16 protein-coding genes are annotated in these 16,609 nt (G+C 46.5%); 6 read left to right on the top strand and 10 right to left on the bottom strand.

Annotated elements, in window-relative coordinates:
- Positions 1 to 17 precede the first annotated feature (17 nt).
- Positions 18 to 1,598 carry a tetratricopeptide repeat-containing sulfotransferase family protein gene (locus J2W69_RS05470; RefSeq protein WP_310275382.1) on the top strand — a complete coding sequence of 527 codons (1,581 nt, stop codon included), beginning with the start codon at positions 18 to 20 and terminating at the stop codon, positions 1,596 to 1,598.
- Positions 1,599 to 1,641: 43 nt separating this feature from the next.
- Here the strand turns inward: J2W69_RS05470 and J2W69_RS05465 are convergent, their stop codons facing one another.
- Positions 1,642 to 2,097, bottom strand: coding sequence for a DUF4826 family protein (locus J2W69_RS05465; RefSeq protein WP_310275380.1), 456 nt, complete (start codon positions 2,095 to 2,097; stop codon positions 1,642 to 1,644).
- Positions 2,098 to 2,203: 106 nt separating this feature from the next.
- Between J2W69_RS05465 and J2W69_RS05460 the strand changes: the two genes are divergently transcribed.
- The gene (locus tag J2W69_RS05460) at positions 2,204 to 2,872 is read left to right on the top strand and encodes an RluA family pseudouridine synthase (RefSeq protein WP_310275377.1); all 669 of its coding nucleotides are present in this window, start codon (positions 2,204 to 2,206) and stop codon (positions 2,870 to 2,872) included.
- Positions 2,873 to 2,938: 66 nt separating this feature from the next.
- Here J2W69_RS05460 and J2W69_RS05455 read toward each other — a convergent pair whose 3' ends face one another.
- Together J2W69_RS05455 and J2W69_RS05450 are read right to left on the bottom strand one after the other, a co-directional pair.
- The gene (locus J2W69_RS05455; protein ID WP_310275375.1) at positions 2,939 to 3,244 is read right to left on the bottom strand and encodes a helix-turn-helix domain-containing protein; all 306 of its coding nucleotides are present in this window, start codon (positions 3,242 to 3,244) and stop codon (positions 2,939 to 2,941) included.
- A 4-nt stretch (positions 3,245 to 3,248) separates the two neighbouring features.
- Complete coding sequence (locus J2W69_RS05450) at positions 3,249 to 3,656, bottom strand: hypothetical protein (RefSeq protein ID WP_310275371.1); 408 nt, start codon at positions 3,654 to 3,656, stop codon at positions 3,249 to 3,251.
- A 273-nt stretch (positions 3,657 to 3,929) separates the two neighbouring features.
- On the opposite strand from J2W69_RS05450, the gene J2W69_RS05445 reads away from it, so the two are divergent.
- A complete protein-coding gene (locus J2W69_RS05445; protein ID WP_310275369.1) occupies positions 3,930 to 5,558 on the top strand; it encodes a methyl-accepting chemotaxis protein in 1,629 nt (542 codons plus the stop codon).
- A 75-nt stretch (positions 5,559 to 5,633) separates the two neighbouring features.
- On the opposite strand, the gene J2W69_RS05440 is transcribed toward J2W69_RS05445, so the two are convergent.
- Positions 5,634 to 6,221 carry a TetR/AcrR family transcriptional regulator gene (locus J2W69_RS05440; RefSeq protein ID WP_310275367.1) on the bottom strand — a complete coding sequence of 196 codons (588 nt, stop codon included), beginning with the start codon at positions 6,219 to 6,221 and terminating at the stop codon, positions 5,634 to 5,636.
- A gap of 144 nt (positions 6,222 to 6,365) precedes the next feature.
- On the opposite strand from J2W69_RS05440, the gene J2W69_RS05435 reads away from it, so the two are divergent.
- Positions 6,366 to 6,758 carry a RidA family protein gene (locus J2W69_RS05435; RefSeq protein WP_310275365.1) on the top strand — a complete coding sequence of 131 codons (393 nt, stop codon included), beginning with the start codon at positions 6,366 to 6,368 and terminating at the stop codon, positions 6,756 to 6,758.
- Positions 6,759 to 6,787: 29 nt separating this feature from the next.
- On the opposite strand, the gene J2W69_RS05430 is transcribed toward J2W69_RS05435, so the two are convergent.
- The 3 genes from J2W69_RS05430 to J2W69_RS05420 all read right to left on the bottom strand — a co-directional run bounded on the left by J2W69_RS05430 (position 6,788) and on the right by J2W69_RS05420 (position 9,173).
- Positions 6,788 to 7,768 (bottom strand): PA2778 family cysteine peptidase, encoded by a 981-nt coding sequence (locus J2W69_RS05430; RefSeq protein WP_310275362.1) that lies wholly within the window; start codon positions 7,766 to 7,768, stop codon positions 6,788 to 6,790.
- A gap of 5 nt (positions 7,769 to 7,773) precedes the next feature.
- Positions 7,774 to 8,151 carry a PA2779 family protein gene (locus tag J2W69_RS05425; protein ID WP_310275360.1) on the bottom strand — a complete coding sequence of 126 codons (378 nt, stop codon included), beginning with the start codon at positions 8,149 to 8,151 and terminating at the stop codon, positions 7,774 to 7,776.
- A gap of 176 nt (positions 8,152 to 8,327) precedes the next feature.
- Positions 8,328 to 9,173 carry a restriction endonuclease gene (locus J2W69_RS05420; RefSeq protein ID WP_310275358.1) on the bottom strand — a complete coding sequence of 282 codons (846 nt, stop codon included), beginning with the start codon at positions 9,171 to 9,173 and terminating at the stop codon, positions 8,328 to 8,330.
- Positions 9,174 to 9,427: 254 nt separating this feature from the next.
- Between J2W69_RS05420 and J2W69_RS05415 the strand changes: the two genes are divergently transcribed.
- On the top strand, positions 9,428 to 10,912 hold the full coding sequence (locus tag J2W69_RS05415) for a serine hydrolase domain-containing protein (protein ID WP_310275355.1): 1,485 nt from the start codon (positions 9,428 to 9,430) through the stop codon (positions 10,910 to 10,912).
- Between the two features lie 127 nt (positions 10,913 to 11,039).
- On the opposite strand, the gene J2W69_RS05410 is transcribed toward J2W69_RS05415, so the two are convergent.
- From J2W69_RS05410 to J2W69_RS05400, 3 genes are all read right to left on the bottom strand, one after another.
- A complete protein-coding gene (locus J2W69_RS05410) occupies positions 11,040 to 11,303 on the bottom strand; it encodes a DnaJ domain-containing protein (RefSeq protein ID WP_310275353.1) in 264 nt (87 codons plus the stop codon).
- 388 nt (positions 11,304 to 11,691) lie between these two features.
- Positions 11,692 to 12,237, bottom strand: a complete 546-nt coding sequence (locus J2W69_RS05405; protein WP_310275351.1) for a DUF4411 family protein — start codon at positions 12,235 to 12,237, stop codon at positions 11,692 to 11,694.
- Positions 12,177 to 13,280, bottom strand: coding sequence for an XRE family transcriptional regulator (locus J2W69_RS05400; RefSeq protein ID WP_310275349.1), 1,104 nt, complete (start codon positions 13,278 to 13,280; stop codon positions 12,177 to 12,179). Before J2W69_RS05400 ends, J2W69_RS05405 begins: the two co-directional genes overlap by 61 nt.
- Positions 13,281 to 13,797: 517 nt before the next feature.
- On the opposite strand from J2W69_RS05400, the gene J2W69_RS05395 reads away from it, so the two are divergent.
- Positions 13,798 to 16,596 carry a type I restriction endonuclease subunit R gene (locus tag J2W69_RS05395; protein WP_310275347.1) on the top strand — a complete coding sequence of 933 codons (2,799 nt, stop codon included), beginning with the start codon at positions 13,798 to 13,800 and terminating at the stop codon, positions 16,594 to 16,596.
- Positions 16,597 to 16,609 lie beyond the last annotated feature (13 nt).

The raw sequence follows: 16,609 nt of genomic DNA, 5'->3' as shown, positions 1-16,609 counted from the left end.
TATTTTTCCGGACCAGTATGACTCAACAACTCGCTCCAGCCTTAGCTAAACATCACCAGCACGCCCTGCAGTTAATCCAGCAACGCCGCTTTAAAGAGGCCCATGCCTGCTTAGCCCAGTTACTCGAACATCAGCCAGATCATGCAGATAGCTACTTTTTATTGGGCGTGATTAATCTGGAATATGGCCAGGTGCAGAAGTCTGTGCTTTTAATGGAAAAAGCCGTCAGCCTGCATGCAAAAGATGAGTATCTGGCCCATTTGGCCAAAGGCTACAGCCTGACAGGCGCCTTAGAAAAAGCCAAAGCCATAGCTGAAGCTTTACCTGCAGAGCAGATTAAGCAGGCTTTAACTTTGGATACCTTAGGCGTGGCGTTAAGCCGGGTAGGTTTGCATCAACTGGCCCTGAGTTATTTTCAACGTGCTGTCACTGTGCAACAAAACAAAGCCAGCTATTTTTACAACCTTGGCGTGTCATTGAAGTTTATGGGTGACTTTCCTGCTGCCAGGGCAGCTTTTGAGCAGGCTTTACAACTCGAACCCAACTATTATCAGGCTCATTACGCCATGAGTGATTTGGCCATGACCCCGGACCCCGAGGCCCGGATCACTGAATTACAAAAGGTCAAAACCAGACTGGAGTCGCCCGACGCTTTATTGCATATAGGCCATGCTTTGGCCAAAGAATATGAGGCGATACACAACTACCAGGCCGCCATGGCGGAGCTGGGTCAGGCCAAACAATACAAATCTCAGACTCTGAACTATCAGGTGGAGCAGGATTTAGCTTTGTTTGCCGCAGCCACACAACATTCGGCCAGCCCTGTGCTCAGTACCTCAGGCTGTCCAAGCTCAGAGCCGATTTTTATTCTTGGCATGCCCCGTTCAGGCACCACCTTAGTGGAACGTATTTTAAGCAGCCACAGCGACGTATTATCCGCAGGTGAATTACAGGATTTTGGTATAGCGGTCAAAGAACTGACAGCAACAACCAGCGCTAAAGTAGTGGATGTAGAGACTTTAAACGCCGCTTATGTCCTGGATTTTAACGCTTTAGGCGAACGTTATCTCAAGCGCAGCAGAGTGGTGACAGGCAGCAAACCACGTTTTATCGACAAACTGCCGTTTAACTTCTTTTATATCGATTTAATACGCCGTGCCCTGCCCAATGCCAAAATCATCTGCATGATGCGTCACCCGATGGACACTTGCCTTGGCAACTACAGAGCGCTGTTTTCCCTTGGCAGCCCCTATTACCGTTATGCTTTTGATTTAAAAAACACCGCACGTTTTTATGCCGCTTTCCACCAACTGGCTTTGTTCTGGCAACAGCAAAATCTGCCGAATTTCCGACTGCAAAGTTATGAACAACTGGTGCAAAACCCAGAGCAACAGATAGCTGAATTACTTAAGTTTTGTGATCTGGATTGGCAACCAGCATGTTTACAGAGTGAACTGAATCAGGCGCCTGTATCTACGGCCTCTAAAGTTCAGGTGCGTGAGCCGGTCAATACAAAATCAGTAGGACGCTGGCACAAGTATCAGCCTATGCTGGAGCCTTTGCTGCAGCAACTGAAAGCGGCGGGTATAGAACTGTAGGGCCTGTTGTCTTAACCTGTCAATTCGGCCCACAGCTTAATGCTTAATCCTGCTCCCACATATCCTCATCACTGGCCCAGAGTTTTAACAGCTCTGCTTGTCTTGCTAACTGAGCTGCTTGCTGGGATAAATCACCACTTAGCGCAGGGCTGCCAGTCCAGGCTGTGCCTTTGGCGGCAGCAGCGGCCAAAGCGGCCCATTTCTTAGCAAAAGCGGCTAAGGCTTCACGAGGTTCGGCGCACTCTTCTGCAGCTATAAAATCAAAAGCCACAGGCTGTGGTTGCTTGCCAGTGCTGTCACCCGCCAGAATCCAATGGCCCACAAAACCTGGATCTGCTGGATCTTCTACAGCCCATAAACCTACATAAGGTGCGGCATACCATTCGGGCCAATCGCAAATCACACCATGCGGAATATGTTGTGTTTTGACATAAGCTTCAATAGCGGCAAACTGCGCGTCACACCAGGCCCAATCTTCTGCTTCATCTAAATCCATCATCAAAGGCCCTTGCTGGCTGAAAACGGCTATTTTCCCCAAGTTAAAGCAAGGCAGCAAGCTTTGATTTCAAGTACACTTTGCGTCTTATTTAATTTTGGCACTGAAGATGACGGTCATAGATCACTTTGTAGCCCCTGTCTGTCATCAGCAGATTGAAGTGTTGTATCAGGACGAACATATTCTGCTGATTAACAAACCCAGCGGCTTGTTAAGTTTGTCCGGCAAAAACCCGCTGAATCTGGATTCTGTGCATCACCGTTTAGCTAACATATACCCGCAGATCACGCTGATCCACCGCTTAGATTTGGGGACTTCGGGCATTATGCTGCTGGCGCTTGATAAAACCAGCAACGCGCATTTAAGCCAGCAGTTTCAGTCCCGCACTGTGGTAAAGCGTTATCAAAGCATGCTGGCTGGTCATATCGAACAAGACACTGGTGTGATTGAAGCGCCGATCAGCAAAGACAAAGCTTTGTTTCCACGATTGAAGTTATGTTTTGAACAAGGCCAACACGCCATCAGCCATTATCAGGTGCTGGAACGTCTGACCCATCCAAACCGCAGCCTGGTGTTGTTTACGCCGGAAACAGGCCGTACTCATCAATTGCGTATCCATAGCCAGTTTATCGGCCACCCTATTTTGGGTTGTGATTTGTACGGTACAGAGCAAACGCAAGACATGGCACCACGTTTATTACTACATGCCTCTGAACTGGAATTTGAGCATCCCGCTACAGGACAACGCATGAAAGTAACCTGCCCTTGTCCGTTTTGAGTAAAAACCAACAATAAAGGCATAGCAGCCAAAGCAACTATGCCTTTTTGCAGCCATAAGCACTGATTAACGCAGCAAACTCAGCAAAAATGCACCACAAAGCACTCCAGCCAGAAAAGTCACAGCCAGCAACCAAAGTGGCACAGGTTTTTTGCTGGCATCAATCACTGTAAGTTCTTGCTCTGCCAACAGTGACTCTCTGTTCACCTCAAAGGCAGCAGCCAAAGCTTTACTGGTTTCCAGCGATGCGATGCCGTGTACTTCTACCCGCTGAATAGTGCGTAAGCTTACAGCGCAAATGTCTGCTAAGTGCTGCTGGGTCCAGCCTTTTTCTGTTCGCAGTTGACGAATAAAAACGAAGTTAAGCTGCATACCATCATCCTTTAAACAGTGACGCCAGGCTATAACCTACAGCAGCACCCGCCATACCAAACACAAAGATGGTCAACAACATCTTCCACCAGGACTGCTGAGCTCGTAGCTGTTTCCCCTGCTGCATAATACGCTTCAGATCCCACAGATCACTGTCTTTCATTTCGCCATTGACCCAAAATTCAATCACCACAGAGCTCAATAAAATACCGCTAACACGGAGCCTGATTTCAATGTTCTGTCCTTTCAGTTCAAAGGCATGCACTGACTTAAAACGCCAGCTTAGCTTTTTCGAGATCAGCTCATCATTGACAAAAACCTGTTCCTGCCCGGTCAAAAAAGACGACTCTACACGTATACAATCTTCGCCAAGATCAAAAAAACTTACCGCACGATCAGCTTGAATATTCATAGGAGTTCTCCGCTCATAAAGTTCAGGCTCAGTACAACATAAGAGCCCAACAGCTCAGACGACCTTGCTATGACAGTCCTGCTTTTGTCAGCTGACATTAATATGACAGTTATTAAAAATCAATGAGTTAAAGCTGATTATTTAAAACAGGGGCCGCCGGCATAAACAGATTATTGATAAATTCTGCATGTTGTGAACTAAAGCCACAGTTCTTCGTATATAGATCGCTACTGTCAATAAACCAGAACAGTAATAATAAATAAGGTGTGACAGATGAATGTTATAAATCGCTTGTATTCAGGTTTCGCTGCGCTGTTGTTGATCATGCTTGGCGTTACACTTTTTGGTCTTTTCAAAATCAGCATAGCTGACCAGAATTTAACTCAGTTGTCCGAGCAAACCGCTGTAGAGCAACGTCAGGCCATTAACTTTCGCGGTAGTGTGCATGACAGAGCCATTTCAATTCGTGACGCAGTTTTAGTAAACGATGTCAACGCATCCCTGAGCCACCAAAATGACATAGTCCGCTTAAATGAGTTTTACCAACAATCAGCCGCTACCTTGGACAGCATGTATGCCAAGGTAAAACACAGCCCTGAGGAAGAAAACTTATTACGCCAAATCAAGGATATTGAAAGCTCAACTTTAGGCGTTACCAAAAATATTCTGGATATGATTAACAGCGGGCGCCAGCAAGAAGCCACAGACTACTTACTAACCACAGTGTCTCCTGCTTACAGCGAGTGGCTGAAACGTATTAATAATCTAATCGACTTTCAGGAGGACGCCATACAACATCAGGTTGCTTCAGCTCGTGAACAAACCAACAGCTTTCAATGGATTATGCTTTTAGTGACCGCCATCGCCATAGTGATTGGCTGTGTCGTAGCTGTCAGTACAGTGAACAGGTTAAAAAGAATGGTGGGCGGTGAACCTGAATATGCTGCTTTTGTCATTAAGGAAATAGCCTCCGGCGATCTGACAGTTCAAGTGAGGTTCCACACCCCTGAGAGTATATTAAGTGCGGTGAAAGATTTAACAGAGCATATGTCAGGCATTACCAAAAACTCGATAGGGGCAGCCAACGAACTACTTTCTGCTTCCAAAGATTTGTTGCTGACAGCGCAATACAACGAGGATTTGATCAGCCAGCAAAAACTTGCCACCGAACAAGGGGCGACTGCGATCAATCAAATGTCATCCACTGTGGCTGAAGTAGCCAACCATACCAGTGATGCAGCAGGTCTGGCCCAAACTGCCATCAATGAATTCAAAGCAGGTCAGGCTGAAGTCAGTAAAACCCAGTCCAGTATCAATGCGCTGGCGGATAAGGTCAGTGAAGCATCAGAGGTGATCAATCATCTGTCCGAAGATAGTCGTCAGATAGGTTCTGTACTGGAAGTGATACAGGGCATAGCTGAGCAAACCAATTTACTGGCATTAAACGCAGCTATTGAAGCAGCACGAGCCGGCGAACAAGGCCGTGGTTTTGCTGTGGTTGCAGATGAGGTGCGGAATCTGGCAGGCCGGACTCAGCAGTCCACCCGTCAAATTCAGGCTGTTATTGAAAAAATGCAGAGCAGCTCTTTAAAAGCAGTAGCGGTGATGAATGAAGGTAAAGCTCAGGCAGAAACCAGCGTTGAACAGGCCCAATGTGCGGGCGATTCGCTAAATGCTATTAATTTGTCGGTGACAAAAATAAGCGACATGAACACTCAAATTGCAACTGCGGCAGAAGAGCAATCTGTGGTGGCATCCGAAATCAACCGCAACTTTAGCCAAATTACTCATTCAGCTGTGCTGGCTGAGGAGCAGGCCAGTAAAATCACTATTGCAAGTCAGCAGCTTGAGAAGCTGGCTAAAACTTTAGAACAAAACGTAAAGCAGTTTAAAACGGCTTAATTCCGCTGTATTTGTATGCTGACACTGGTCAACAGCCAGCACTGCGATCCATTCAGAGGAGGGTTTCCTCCTCTGTCAGTTCTTCACCAGGAAACCTGAAGCCAATAAATTAAATGCTTCCAGCGTTTTGGGCAGCATGGCCTGAGGGTCAGAGCTTGACGCTAGCCAAAGCGCTGCATTTAAAGCTGCACCATTTAGCAACATAGCAGCAGCTTCAGGATCTACCGGCTTTACAGTGCCATTTTTAATCAGTTGCTCAATGGTGTTTCTGGTCGATTGCAGGCATTTATTCTGGCTCGGCCATTGCGACGGGTCGCCCAGCACAGAAGGGCCATCCAGCAATACAATACGCTGCACTTCTGGGTCCAATGCCTTTTCTATATAGGCAGCGCCTTCAGCCAACAAACCTTGCCAGGCATCCCCTGCTTTGGCGCCGACAGACTTCGCATAGTCAGCCATTTCAGAGTCTATCTGATCGACAACAGCAGCAAGCAAACCACGTTTATCGCCAAAGTTATGATAAAGCGCACCCCGGGTTAAACCCGCCTCAGCCGTTAAAGTATCCATAGAAGCCGCAGCATAACCATGTTCAGCAAAGGCCCGCCGTGCAGCTGCAATCAGCTTATCGCGGTTTTCAGCCATCTTTGTTAATCGGGTACTCATTCCTTACTCCTTTCACATACGCGCCGTATTTCAATTGACATACGAGGCGTATGCCAGATATTCTACATACGCCTCGTATGTTAAACCAATTCAACATGCAGGACCACTCAAACCAATCTTCCCTTTTGCAAAGAGAGTTATAACATGACAAAAAGAGAACCTGTTTTCCCCGCCAACAGACACGCACTTTATGAAGAGCATGGTTATTCCGCAGCTATTCGTTCAGGCGATTTGCTGTTTGTCTCAGGCCAGGTTGGCAGCCATGCTGACGGCAGCCCTGAAGCTGATTTTGAACTTCAGGTGGAGTTAGCTTTTGAGAATCTCAAAGCAACTCTGGCTGCTGCAGGTTGCACCTTTGACGATATAGTCGATGTCACCACCTTTCATACCGATCCTGAACATCAGTTCGGCACCATTATGAAAGTGAAACAAAAGATCTTTGGCGCCCCACCTTATCCAAACTGGACAGCAGTGGGAGTCACCTGGTTAGCAGGCTTTGACTTTGAGATTAAAGTAATAGCACGAATTCCAGGCTGATAAAGCTTAGGAGTTCAAACAGCCAGCAACTAGCTGGCTGTTTGCAGCTGGCATTGGGAGATAGTATTTGAACCCGAAGCGCCAGACGCGCGGATTTGTTTTTGGCTATCCAGCAGATTGCTGTCATTCGGAGAGATGTTCAATGCGGCTTCAATTAGTGTGGTTGCTTTAGCATGGCAACCTTGTTCACTCAGCAGCACCGCATAATTGTTCAGATAAGATATTTCCTGCTCCGCATAAGGCAGTCCTTTTTCAAACCACTGGGCAGCAACTAAAGGCTCGGATGAGAAATAATGATTACCCAGTAAAAAGTAAGGTAACCAATAGTCAGGCCATTGGGCTGTCGCCGTTTTAAGCGCAGTTATGCCGCCGTTCATTTGCTGAGTATTAAGTAAATCCTGACTGGCTTTGGTGTAAATAAAGGGCTCAAGCTGTGGACTGCTTTTGTCCGCAGGTAACATAGCTAACAGCCAGTAGTTGCCCCGTGCCCAGGTGCGCTCAAAGGTAGAAAAGTTCAGGCGGTGTGATTCGGTCACACCGGTATGCAAAATCACTTCTTTGCTTTGCAGGTCGTACCCTATCACCACGGCGTAATGCCACTGTGGCAGCCATGCCAGAGAGTTGTTTTGCAGCACTATGACCGGAATATTTTCAGCCACCAGACTTAACAGCTGAGCCATGCTACCGCGCTGCGCGTAGGCGAGCAGACCCAATTGCCGTGTTGCAGAGGTCATTTCAATTTGCAGAGTGCCTTGCAAACCCGGAATAAAAGTAGTTGGCGCTATAGTGGCAGGATCTTTTTCAAGCCCATAAAAACCAGCAACTTCAGATAAAGTAGTTGGGCCGCAAAAATACTCTTGCTGTGGATAAAATGGCACGTGCGGGATCAGATGCTGAGAAGCGATAGCAGGAGGCTCTGCCAGTAGCAGCTTGGTTTGTGGCGGCATTTGACAGCCGGTCAGTAAAATCAACAAGCCCGCCACAAGGCAGGCCTGTCGCATTAAATACATAAAACTCAAGAATTGATTGGGCGTATAAAAGGGTAAACGTCTGTTACACCCAATAAATCCAACAGCGCTATCACTACTAATACAGTCACGATAGCACCCACAACACCACCTGCTGGCATTTCATTCATCTGACTATTCAGCGCATTAAGCTCTTCATGAGTCATGTGGGCGATACGTAACTTTGCATCAGCAGGACTTACGCCCAGCTCGATGAGTTTATTCTGCACTTCGGCACTGTCGACGTAAGACAATACCTGTTGCTTGTTGAAGTTGAACTGTTGATTAGCCATGACCTGCTCTGAGCTGAATACAGCAGCCGTTGCCTGACTCATACCCAAGATCAGAATAGAGCTTACGATGCTGGCTTTTAAAAATTTATTCATCTTTATTTATCCTTAATCTGTTGTTTTTATAGGAAAAACCGTTTTAGATAAATCTCAGAGAGCTAACCATTTAACATTCATCTAGCTTGCAGAGTAAAGCATACATCAGGGATGCGCAACAAAGCGTTTGGCAGTGCTATAGATGGTAGAAAAGATATGCGCCCAGGGTTTGCATTTTAAGCCCGGATTTGTGCATTAAACTGCGTTTCTGCTGCGGTATCTCTTACTCCTTTACAACCAGGATAACGACTACAGCCATAAAAGAAATTGCCGGTATTCGGGCCTTTTCTGGCTTTTCGCAGCAGCATATCGTTGCCGCATAAAGGACAGCGGATATCAGCTTTCAGCTCAGAGCAGGGTTCTTTATTGCGAATGGAGTTGACCAATAAGCGGCCATCCACCAACACAATAGATTTGCCTTCTGCAAAACGTTTGGCATCTGGGGTAAATTCACCGCTGGTGACCACTATGGCGCCGGATGCCCCTTCGGCCATCATGACACCGTACAGCTCACGCACCACAGTGACAGGAACCTTGCTGGCTTTCCATAATTTGCACTGCACCAGATAGGTTTCAGCACCGTCTTTAACCCGTAAATCCACGCCACCATCTGCGCCAAAGCTGGTTTCGGCCACGCTATAGCCCAATTCCCTGAAGTACTGACCTACCAGCAACTCAAAGTCGTGCCAGGACAAGGTACTGAATGGATCGGACGATTCCGTGTTTCTTGCGCTCGCTAAAAGTTTGACTCTTTTGCGCCTTGCAAAAAATGATGCAACGGAGCCTGCAAGTAAAAAGAACGGAAAAACAAAGCGGCCATAAAAGCCAAAGGTCTGCAGAGCCTGATACTTCACGCCTGACAGTAACTGTTCTGCATTCGTTGCAACAGGAATAGGCTGCGCCGCAAGCGAATCGAGGTACCAGAACACAACGGCAGCCAGAGTGACACCTACCCACCAGGGCAAAGCAGCGGTCATATTAAATAAGTCTTCCAGCAAGCTGGTTTTCTTTCTGCGGGCCATCAGCACTCCATGCTTAGCAATTACAACATCACTGTTCGCTCACTTCAACTTAAGCGACTAAAAAGAAAAATACGGGTACAGACTAAAGCCATAGGTCACTAAGTGCAAGTGGACAGATCATCTTTGGGTATACCTGTTTGTGAAACTATTGGTAACAGCTTCGTCATTGCAACTGCAGCTGCTTTTCAATAATCTGAGGTAAATTAATTTGTTAGAGCCACCTTCCTGGCAGCTAACTCAAGGACGACCACTTCATGCCTGGACCACAGTTACTACATAAAACCCTGATGTTAGTTGCAGCATGCAGTGTCTATACAGCTGCAGCCTTTGCAGCCAGTTCAGACTCAACTGCGCTAAATGAGAAAATTTCCCGAGTTGAACAAGGGCTTTCCACTTCAGTGGTTGTTAAAGGTGCATCAGCTCAAAAAATGCGGCTTGCAGATCGGATGCACTATCACCAGGTGCCTGCGGTAAGCATTGCGGTGGTGAACAATGGCCAAATTGAGTGGGCGCGCGCTTATGGGGTTAATGTTACAGGAAACACTGAGCACACCACGCCAAGCACCTTATTTCAAACCGCGTCCATCAGCAAAGCCGTCAGCGCCATGGCAGCATTACATCTGGTGGAACAAGGAAAACTTCAGCTGGATGGCGATGTAAATAACCAACTGAAAAGCTGGAAGCTGCCCGACAATGAATTCACCAAAGAGCGCAAAGTGAGCCTGCGGCAGTTGCTGAACCACAGTGGTGGCGTCAATGTGCATGGTTTTCATGGCTATGAGATGACACAAACTGTACCCAGCCTGTTGGCAGTGCTAAAGGGGGAAACCCCTGCCAATACGGAGCCAGTGCGGGTTGAAGCCATACCAGGCACAAAGTGGAGCTATTCTGGTGGTGGTTACAGCATCATCCAGTTGATGATGATGGAAGCAAGCCAACAGGATTTCCCGCAGCTATTACAAGATATCGTATTCACCCCTTTAAATATGCAGCACAGTCGCTTCGCACCAAGCCTGCCAAAGCAAGAGCGTAACAATGCGGCCGCAGGACATAACGGCAGCGGTGCAACCATTTCAGGCTTGTGGCATCAAAACCCTGAGCTGGCAGCTGCTGGCCTGTGGAGCACGTCTTCGGATTTAGCAAAAATCATTATTGAAGTGCAAAAGTCGGAGGCTGGTACTTCAGACAAAATACTCTCCAGCCCAATGACCAAAACCATGTTAACCCGCGGCTTAGGTGAAACCGGCCTTGGTTTTTTTGTTGAACAACAGCCAGACAGAACCAGCTTTAGCCACAGTGGCGGCAATGACGGTTTCCGCACCTTGTTATTCGGATATACCAAAACCGGCCAGGGCGCGGTAGTACTGACCAACAGCGACAATGGCACAGCGTTAATTCAAGAGATATTTGCCAGTATTGCCACCGAATACAATTGGCCCGATTTTAAGGTGATAGAAAAATCAACCATAGCGCCGGATGCCACACTAAACCAAAAGTTAGCAGGCGAGTACCTGCTGTTAGATAAACCCGCTTCTATCATCGCCGAAGGCAACAGCCTGTATCTGCAAAGCAATTTACTCAGCAGCAATCGCCTCGAACTGCACCGCGAAGCGAACTCAAGCTTCTTCCTGACAGTCTCAGATGCCACAGTCCGTTTTGAAACTGATGCTAAAAATCAGCTGATTGGTTTTTCTCTGATTAAGGGGGTGAATACTTATCCGGCGACAAAAGTCCGATAACGCCAGATCAGCCTAGTCAACAGGTGCCAGCTTGGAGCTGGTACCTTAACCACAGACCTCAAGCACAGCTTAGTCAGAATACGATATAGTTTAGACACCAAGCGACATTGGATGAACGCAGTCAACATTAACGCCCGCTCGTGTTTGCCCGGACTAACCGTATAAAACCATGGCGGCGCGCCGCACAATATGCATCATATTTGGCTCGTTTCTCAGTGCTGTGTAAGACAGCATAGGCTTCAGCTACACGTTTAAACATCTCTGCGGTATTTGGCAGTTTACTGACATCAGGGTGATACTTTCGCCCAAGTTTGCGATAGGCCGTTTTAATAGCTTTGGCGTCCGTTGTTGGCACAACGCCAAGCACACTGTAATAATCAATAAATTCCATTGCGTGATCCATCCTATCGGAAAATTTCCAGCAATGACCCTAGCAGCACCCTATAGTGCCTCTCTGTGCGCTGACGAGCTAAGTGGGGAATAGCAAAAGAAAAATTGCAGATTACTGCTAGCAGTTGCAAATCAGAGAAGCTAAAAGCTGCAGTAAAAAGACAGGCCGAGGTCTTTTTAACTGACATACGCCTCATTACCCGCCGAAAAAGGCAAAAATAGGTATAACTTGAGTCGGCGATAGCGGTAATGAACAAACAGGATCAGATAAATTTAAACAGATAAACACATCTGGCAGATATTATTTGCAGGAAAAAATTTGGTGCCTGGGGTCGGACTCAATACACATGGCATTACTTGAACTGAAAAAAGGACCTAGATTGACAAACTCAGATGAGTCCAAACCTCGCCTTTGTAAGGCGCAAAAACTCAAACGTATTAATACATTTAACCCCAAACTGCTTGCAGATGTTTGGAACTTTTACTTTCTTCGTCGCTTCACTGACCAAGCTTTCGTGGGTTACCACAACAGCCCCGGTAGACATAGCTTTGGCTATTAACCACGGGTCCGCTTTGGCCAGAAAGTTATCCCGGTTTGCAGGGTTGAAATTCTGAGTCATCACATAGTCGATGATTTGAACAAATGCAGTTTGGGTTGCATCATCATCGTTGGCAATAAACTGGCCATTCCTGGCCTTAACCCATGTTGCCAATTCGTCATTGCCGTCTTTCAGCTCACGACCAATCATATCAATACTGCCAGCTACGCCAGCCGCAAACTGTTGGTCAAGCCAGGACCAATAGGCAGGGCAAAAATCCATGCTGTAGTACGTGTTTTTGGCTTCGATATAAGTGTTAGCGTCCAGCAGATAAATTACAACCCAAGCTCCTGTGCGAACTTTGTGATACTGGCAGGTTTCATTCCTAACATCCAACCCGCATCACGCAACAACAACTTGCCATTCAATGCTTCACTGACCACAGCTTTAGAAAACAACTGGCTAATTTGTGCTTTTTTGGTTTTAAAGTAGCCTGAACCACTGCCGCTCGCTTCACGCTCTTTAAAAGCGTCAATTTGCGCCTTAATAAAAGCTCCGTATTCCCCTTGGCTGATCAGCCCAAGAGTTAGTGCTTTTCGTGCCAACGCCCAGGGACTGACATGGAAATGAGCTTCAAGAGCAGGCAGGTTTTGCTGCCAGTTATCAAAGTCACTGTGCCACAGCGCCTGGAATTCATCTGTAGGTCCTAATAACTCTGCCGCCACTGCATTACAGAAGCGTTCTTCTGCCCGATGATTGTTCGCATCACCATCAGAGATCCCGGTTTGGCCTATCCAGATATGGCATAACTCGTGGATTAAGGTAAAGAGTCTGGCGCCAGGTGCATCAGCATGATTAACGAAGATAATGGGCGCAAACTCATCGCACATTGCAAAACCACGAAATTCTTCGACACTAAATGGTCTGCTGTGGTGGCCAAGGCTGGACTGTCTCATGACCAAAATGCCTAGTGCTTCAATGCGCTGTACCAGATCACGATAATAATCTGTCCAGTTACCCCGTTTTGGGTGAGGCGGAATATTCAGCTTAGTGCGCATATCCGCCACTACGGCAGCCACGCCCTGTTCAAGGCGAAAACTACCTACAACATCTATGGGTTGCAACAACTGATTGCGTGCATAGTCACGGTACCAGTCCTGACATTCCAGCATGTTCTTGAGTAAATCAATTAGCTCAGCACTCGGACGCTTTAGCTCTGCAGAATCAACAGTTCGTAAATCCGGGATAGGCAGGTTTTCAACTGGCGGTTGGCTCAGAAACAGAAAACCAAAAGGCACATGGGCTTTATCTGCAAAGGCCATGGCCTGAACGAAGGTTATTTCCCGCTCTCCAGCTTCCCATTCACTGACTTTCTGTTCAGTCACGTTGAGCTTGCGCGCCCATGTCAGCATAGCTTTGTTGATTTTTGCGTTACTCATAGGTTATTTCTACTGTCCTGTAAGACTCTCGGTAAAGGCGAATCGGGCTCTGGCATTCGTTCACATCATACGATAAACATAGTGTGCATGACACTTGCTTTAATTCCCAGCGGTAAACGAGAGAATATCGTCTAATAGGACTAAATCATCAACATCTATCAGAATGTGGGAGGAGAGCGTTGTCAGTTATTGGCAACTACTTCGCAATCTTTGAGTTCCAAATCAAACTAGACTGAGTTGGATTTTCATCGTCAACCTAGTATTAATTCGGTAGACTTAAAGCTCTTTAAATTAAGTTCCAAATTTGGCTAACTAAAAAGCAACTCAGCTCGAGATAGCTTGATATTTTCGTTTGCTTGATTTTTTAAATATCAGAATATCGAAATTTAGCTTTCTGAGTTCAGAAAACAAACTCATATTAAAATAGCTAACTTTAGTTAATCACGACTGTATAAAAGTAGGTCGAAGTAAGCTTTCAGTGCGGATAAAGATGATTTGAAACGGAGTGCTGCATCTAATGACTAAAACCGAGGCAAAAACCAGGTCTGAACTTATAGATTTGCAACTCGCCTTAGCGGGTTGGAACGTCAAAGATCACACTCAGGTTGTGGAAGAGTTTGATATCATTACTGCACTACCAAACGGTATAGATGAACCGAGAACCCCATACGAAGGTCATCAATTTAGTGACTATGTTTTATTAGGCAAAGACGGGAAGCCGTTGGCTGTAGTCGAAGCTAAACGAACAAGCAAAGATGCTGCTCTTGGTCGGGAACAAGCAAAGCAATATTGTTACAACATTCAAAAACAGATTGGCGGTGAATTGCCATTTTGTTTTTACACCAATGGCCATCAGCTTTACTTCTGGGATTTGGAAAACGCACCGCCGCGCAAGATTGTTGGTTTTCCAACGCGCGATGATTTAGAACGTTTTACCTATATCCGCCGCAACCGCAAACCATTAACGCAGGAGTTAATCAACACCGCTATTGCCGGGCGTGATTACCAAATCCGCGCCATTCGCTCAGTCTTGGAAGGAATTGAAAAAAAGCAACGGGAATTCTTATTGGTTATGGCCACCGGTACTGGCAAAACCCGTACCTGTATCGCCCTAGCAGATGCGCTAATGCGCGCCGGTCATGCTGAAAAAGTTTTGTTTCTGGTAGATCGTATAGCGCTGCGTGAACAAGCCTTGGCGGCTTTTAAAGAGCACATGCCAAATGAGCCTCGTTGGCCGAATGTGGGTGAGAAGCTGATTGCTAAAGACAGACGGATCTATGTCGCTACCTATCCAACCATGCTAAATATTATTCGTGACGATACTCAGCACCTTTCGCCGCATTTTTTTGATTTTATCGTGGTCGATGAAAGCCACCGCTCCATCTACAACACCTTTGGTGAGGTGCTCGCTTACTTCAAAACCATCACTATGGGTTTAACAGCAACACCCACGGATATCATCGATCACAACACCTTTGAACTGTTTCATTGTGAAGATGGCATTCCCACCTTCGCTTACACCTACGAAGAAGCAGTAAACAATGTTCCACCTTATCTGTGTAATTTTCAGGTAATGAAAATTCAAACCAAATTCCAGATGGAAGGCATTAGCAAGCGTACTATTTCGCTGGAAGACCAGAAAAAGCTGATATTGCAAGGCAAGGAAGTTGAAGATATCAACTTCGAAGGTACTCAGCTGGAAAAGCAAGTGGTCAACAAGGGAACCAATACCCTGATCGTACGCGAGTTTATGGAAGAAGCCATAAAGGATGGCAACGGTGTACTGCCCGGTAAAACTATTTTCTTTTGCGCCACCAAAGCCCACGCTCGTCGTATTGAAGAAATTTTTGACAAACTGTACCCGCAGTACCACGGTGAACTGGCCAAAGTACTGGTATCTGACGATCCGCGCGTTTACGGCAAAGGCGGCCTGCTCGACCAGTTTACTAATAACGACATGCCCCGTATTGCTATTAGCGTGGATATGCTTGACACCGGCATCGACGTGCGCGAAATCGTCAATCTCGTATTTGCAAAACCGGTTTATTCCTACACCAAATTCTGGCAGATGGTTGGCCGCGGCACGCGTTTACTGGAAACCAATAAACCCAAACCCTGGTGCTTGGAAAAAGACGTCTTCCTGATTATCGACTGCTGGGATAACTTTGAATACTTCAAGCTCAATCCCAAAGGCAAAGAACTAAAACCCCAGTTAGCGCTGCCGGTTAAGTTAGTTGGTTTGCGACTGGACAAAATAGAAGCTGCAAATGATACCGGCCATGCCGATATCGCTGCGAGTGAAGTGGCCAAGCTGCACCTCCAAATTGTCGCCCTGCCACAAAATTCTGTGGTCATTAAAGAGGCGGCAGCCTTACTTGCCCGCCTTGAAGATAACAACTTTTGGCTTACGCTCAACCACGACAAACTGGAATTTCTGCGGGCAGAAATTAAACCGTTATTTCGTACAGTGTCTGAAGCTGATTTTAAAGCCATGCGGTTTGAGCGCGATGTGCTGGAATACTCACTAGCAATATTGCGGGAAGAAAAGCCACAAGCCGAAATCCTGAAAGAAGGCATCGTTGAACAAATCAGTGAACTGCCGCTGTCCGTGCCCTTTGTAAAACTCGAAGAAGAACTCATTCGCGCTGCACAAACAACCACATTTTGGAACAAAGCAAATGAAGGCAGCTTTGATGAGCTAATCAATAAGATCGGCCCATTAATGAAATTTCGGGACAAAAATCCCGGGCAAGAGCAAACGTATCTCGATTTAATGGACGAGCTGCATAAAAAGGAATGGGTAGAGTTTGGCCCGCAAAATGAGGCGGTAAGTGTTACGCGCTACCGTGAGATGGTCGAAAATTTAATTACTGAACTGACAGAACACAACCCGGTACTTAAAAAGATAAAAAATGGTCAGATGGTTAGTGCAGAAGAGGCCAATGAGTTAGCCGAACTGCTACACGAAGAACATCCTAATATCACGGAAGATCTGCTTCGTCAGGTTTATAAAAATCGCAAAGCGCGTTTTATTCAGTTTATGCGGCACATTCTTGGTATTGAGGTGCTAAAAAGCTTTCCCGATGAAGTCAGTAGTGCCTTTGAACAATTCATTCGCAGCCATACCACGCTAAATAGCCGGCAATTGGAGTTTTTAAACCTGCTGAAAAACTTCATTATCGAACGTGAAAAGCTGGAAAAGAAAGACTTAATCAACGCACCTTTTACTGTGCTTCATCCACAGGGCATTCGCGGCGTATTCAACCCGACAGAAATAAACGAAATTCTACAGCTGGCCCAAGCGCTGGCTGCCTAACCTAGGTAAAACC

The sequence above is a fragment of the Rheinheimera soli genome (assembly GCF_031457405.1).
Classification (GTDB): Bacteria; Pseudomonadota; Gammaproteobacteria; order Enterobacterales; family Alteromonadaceae; genus Pararheinheimera; species Pararheinheimera soli_A.
This window is presented reverse-complemented; position numbering and strand designations above follow the sequence as displayed.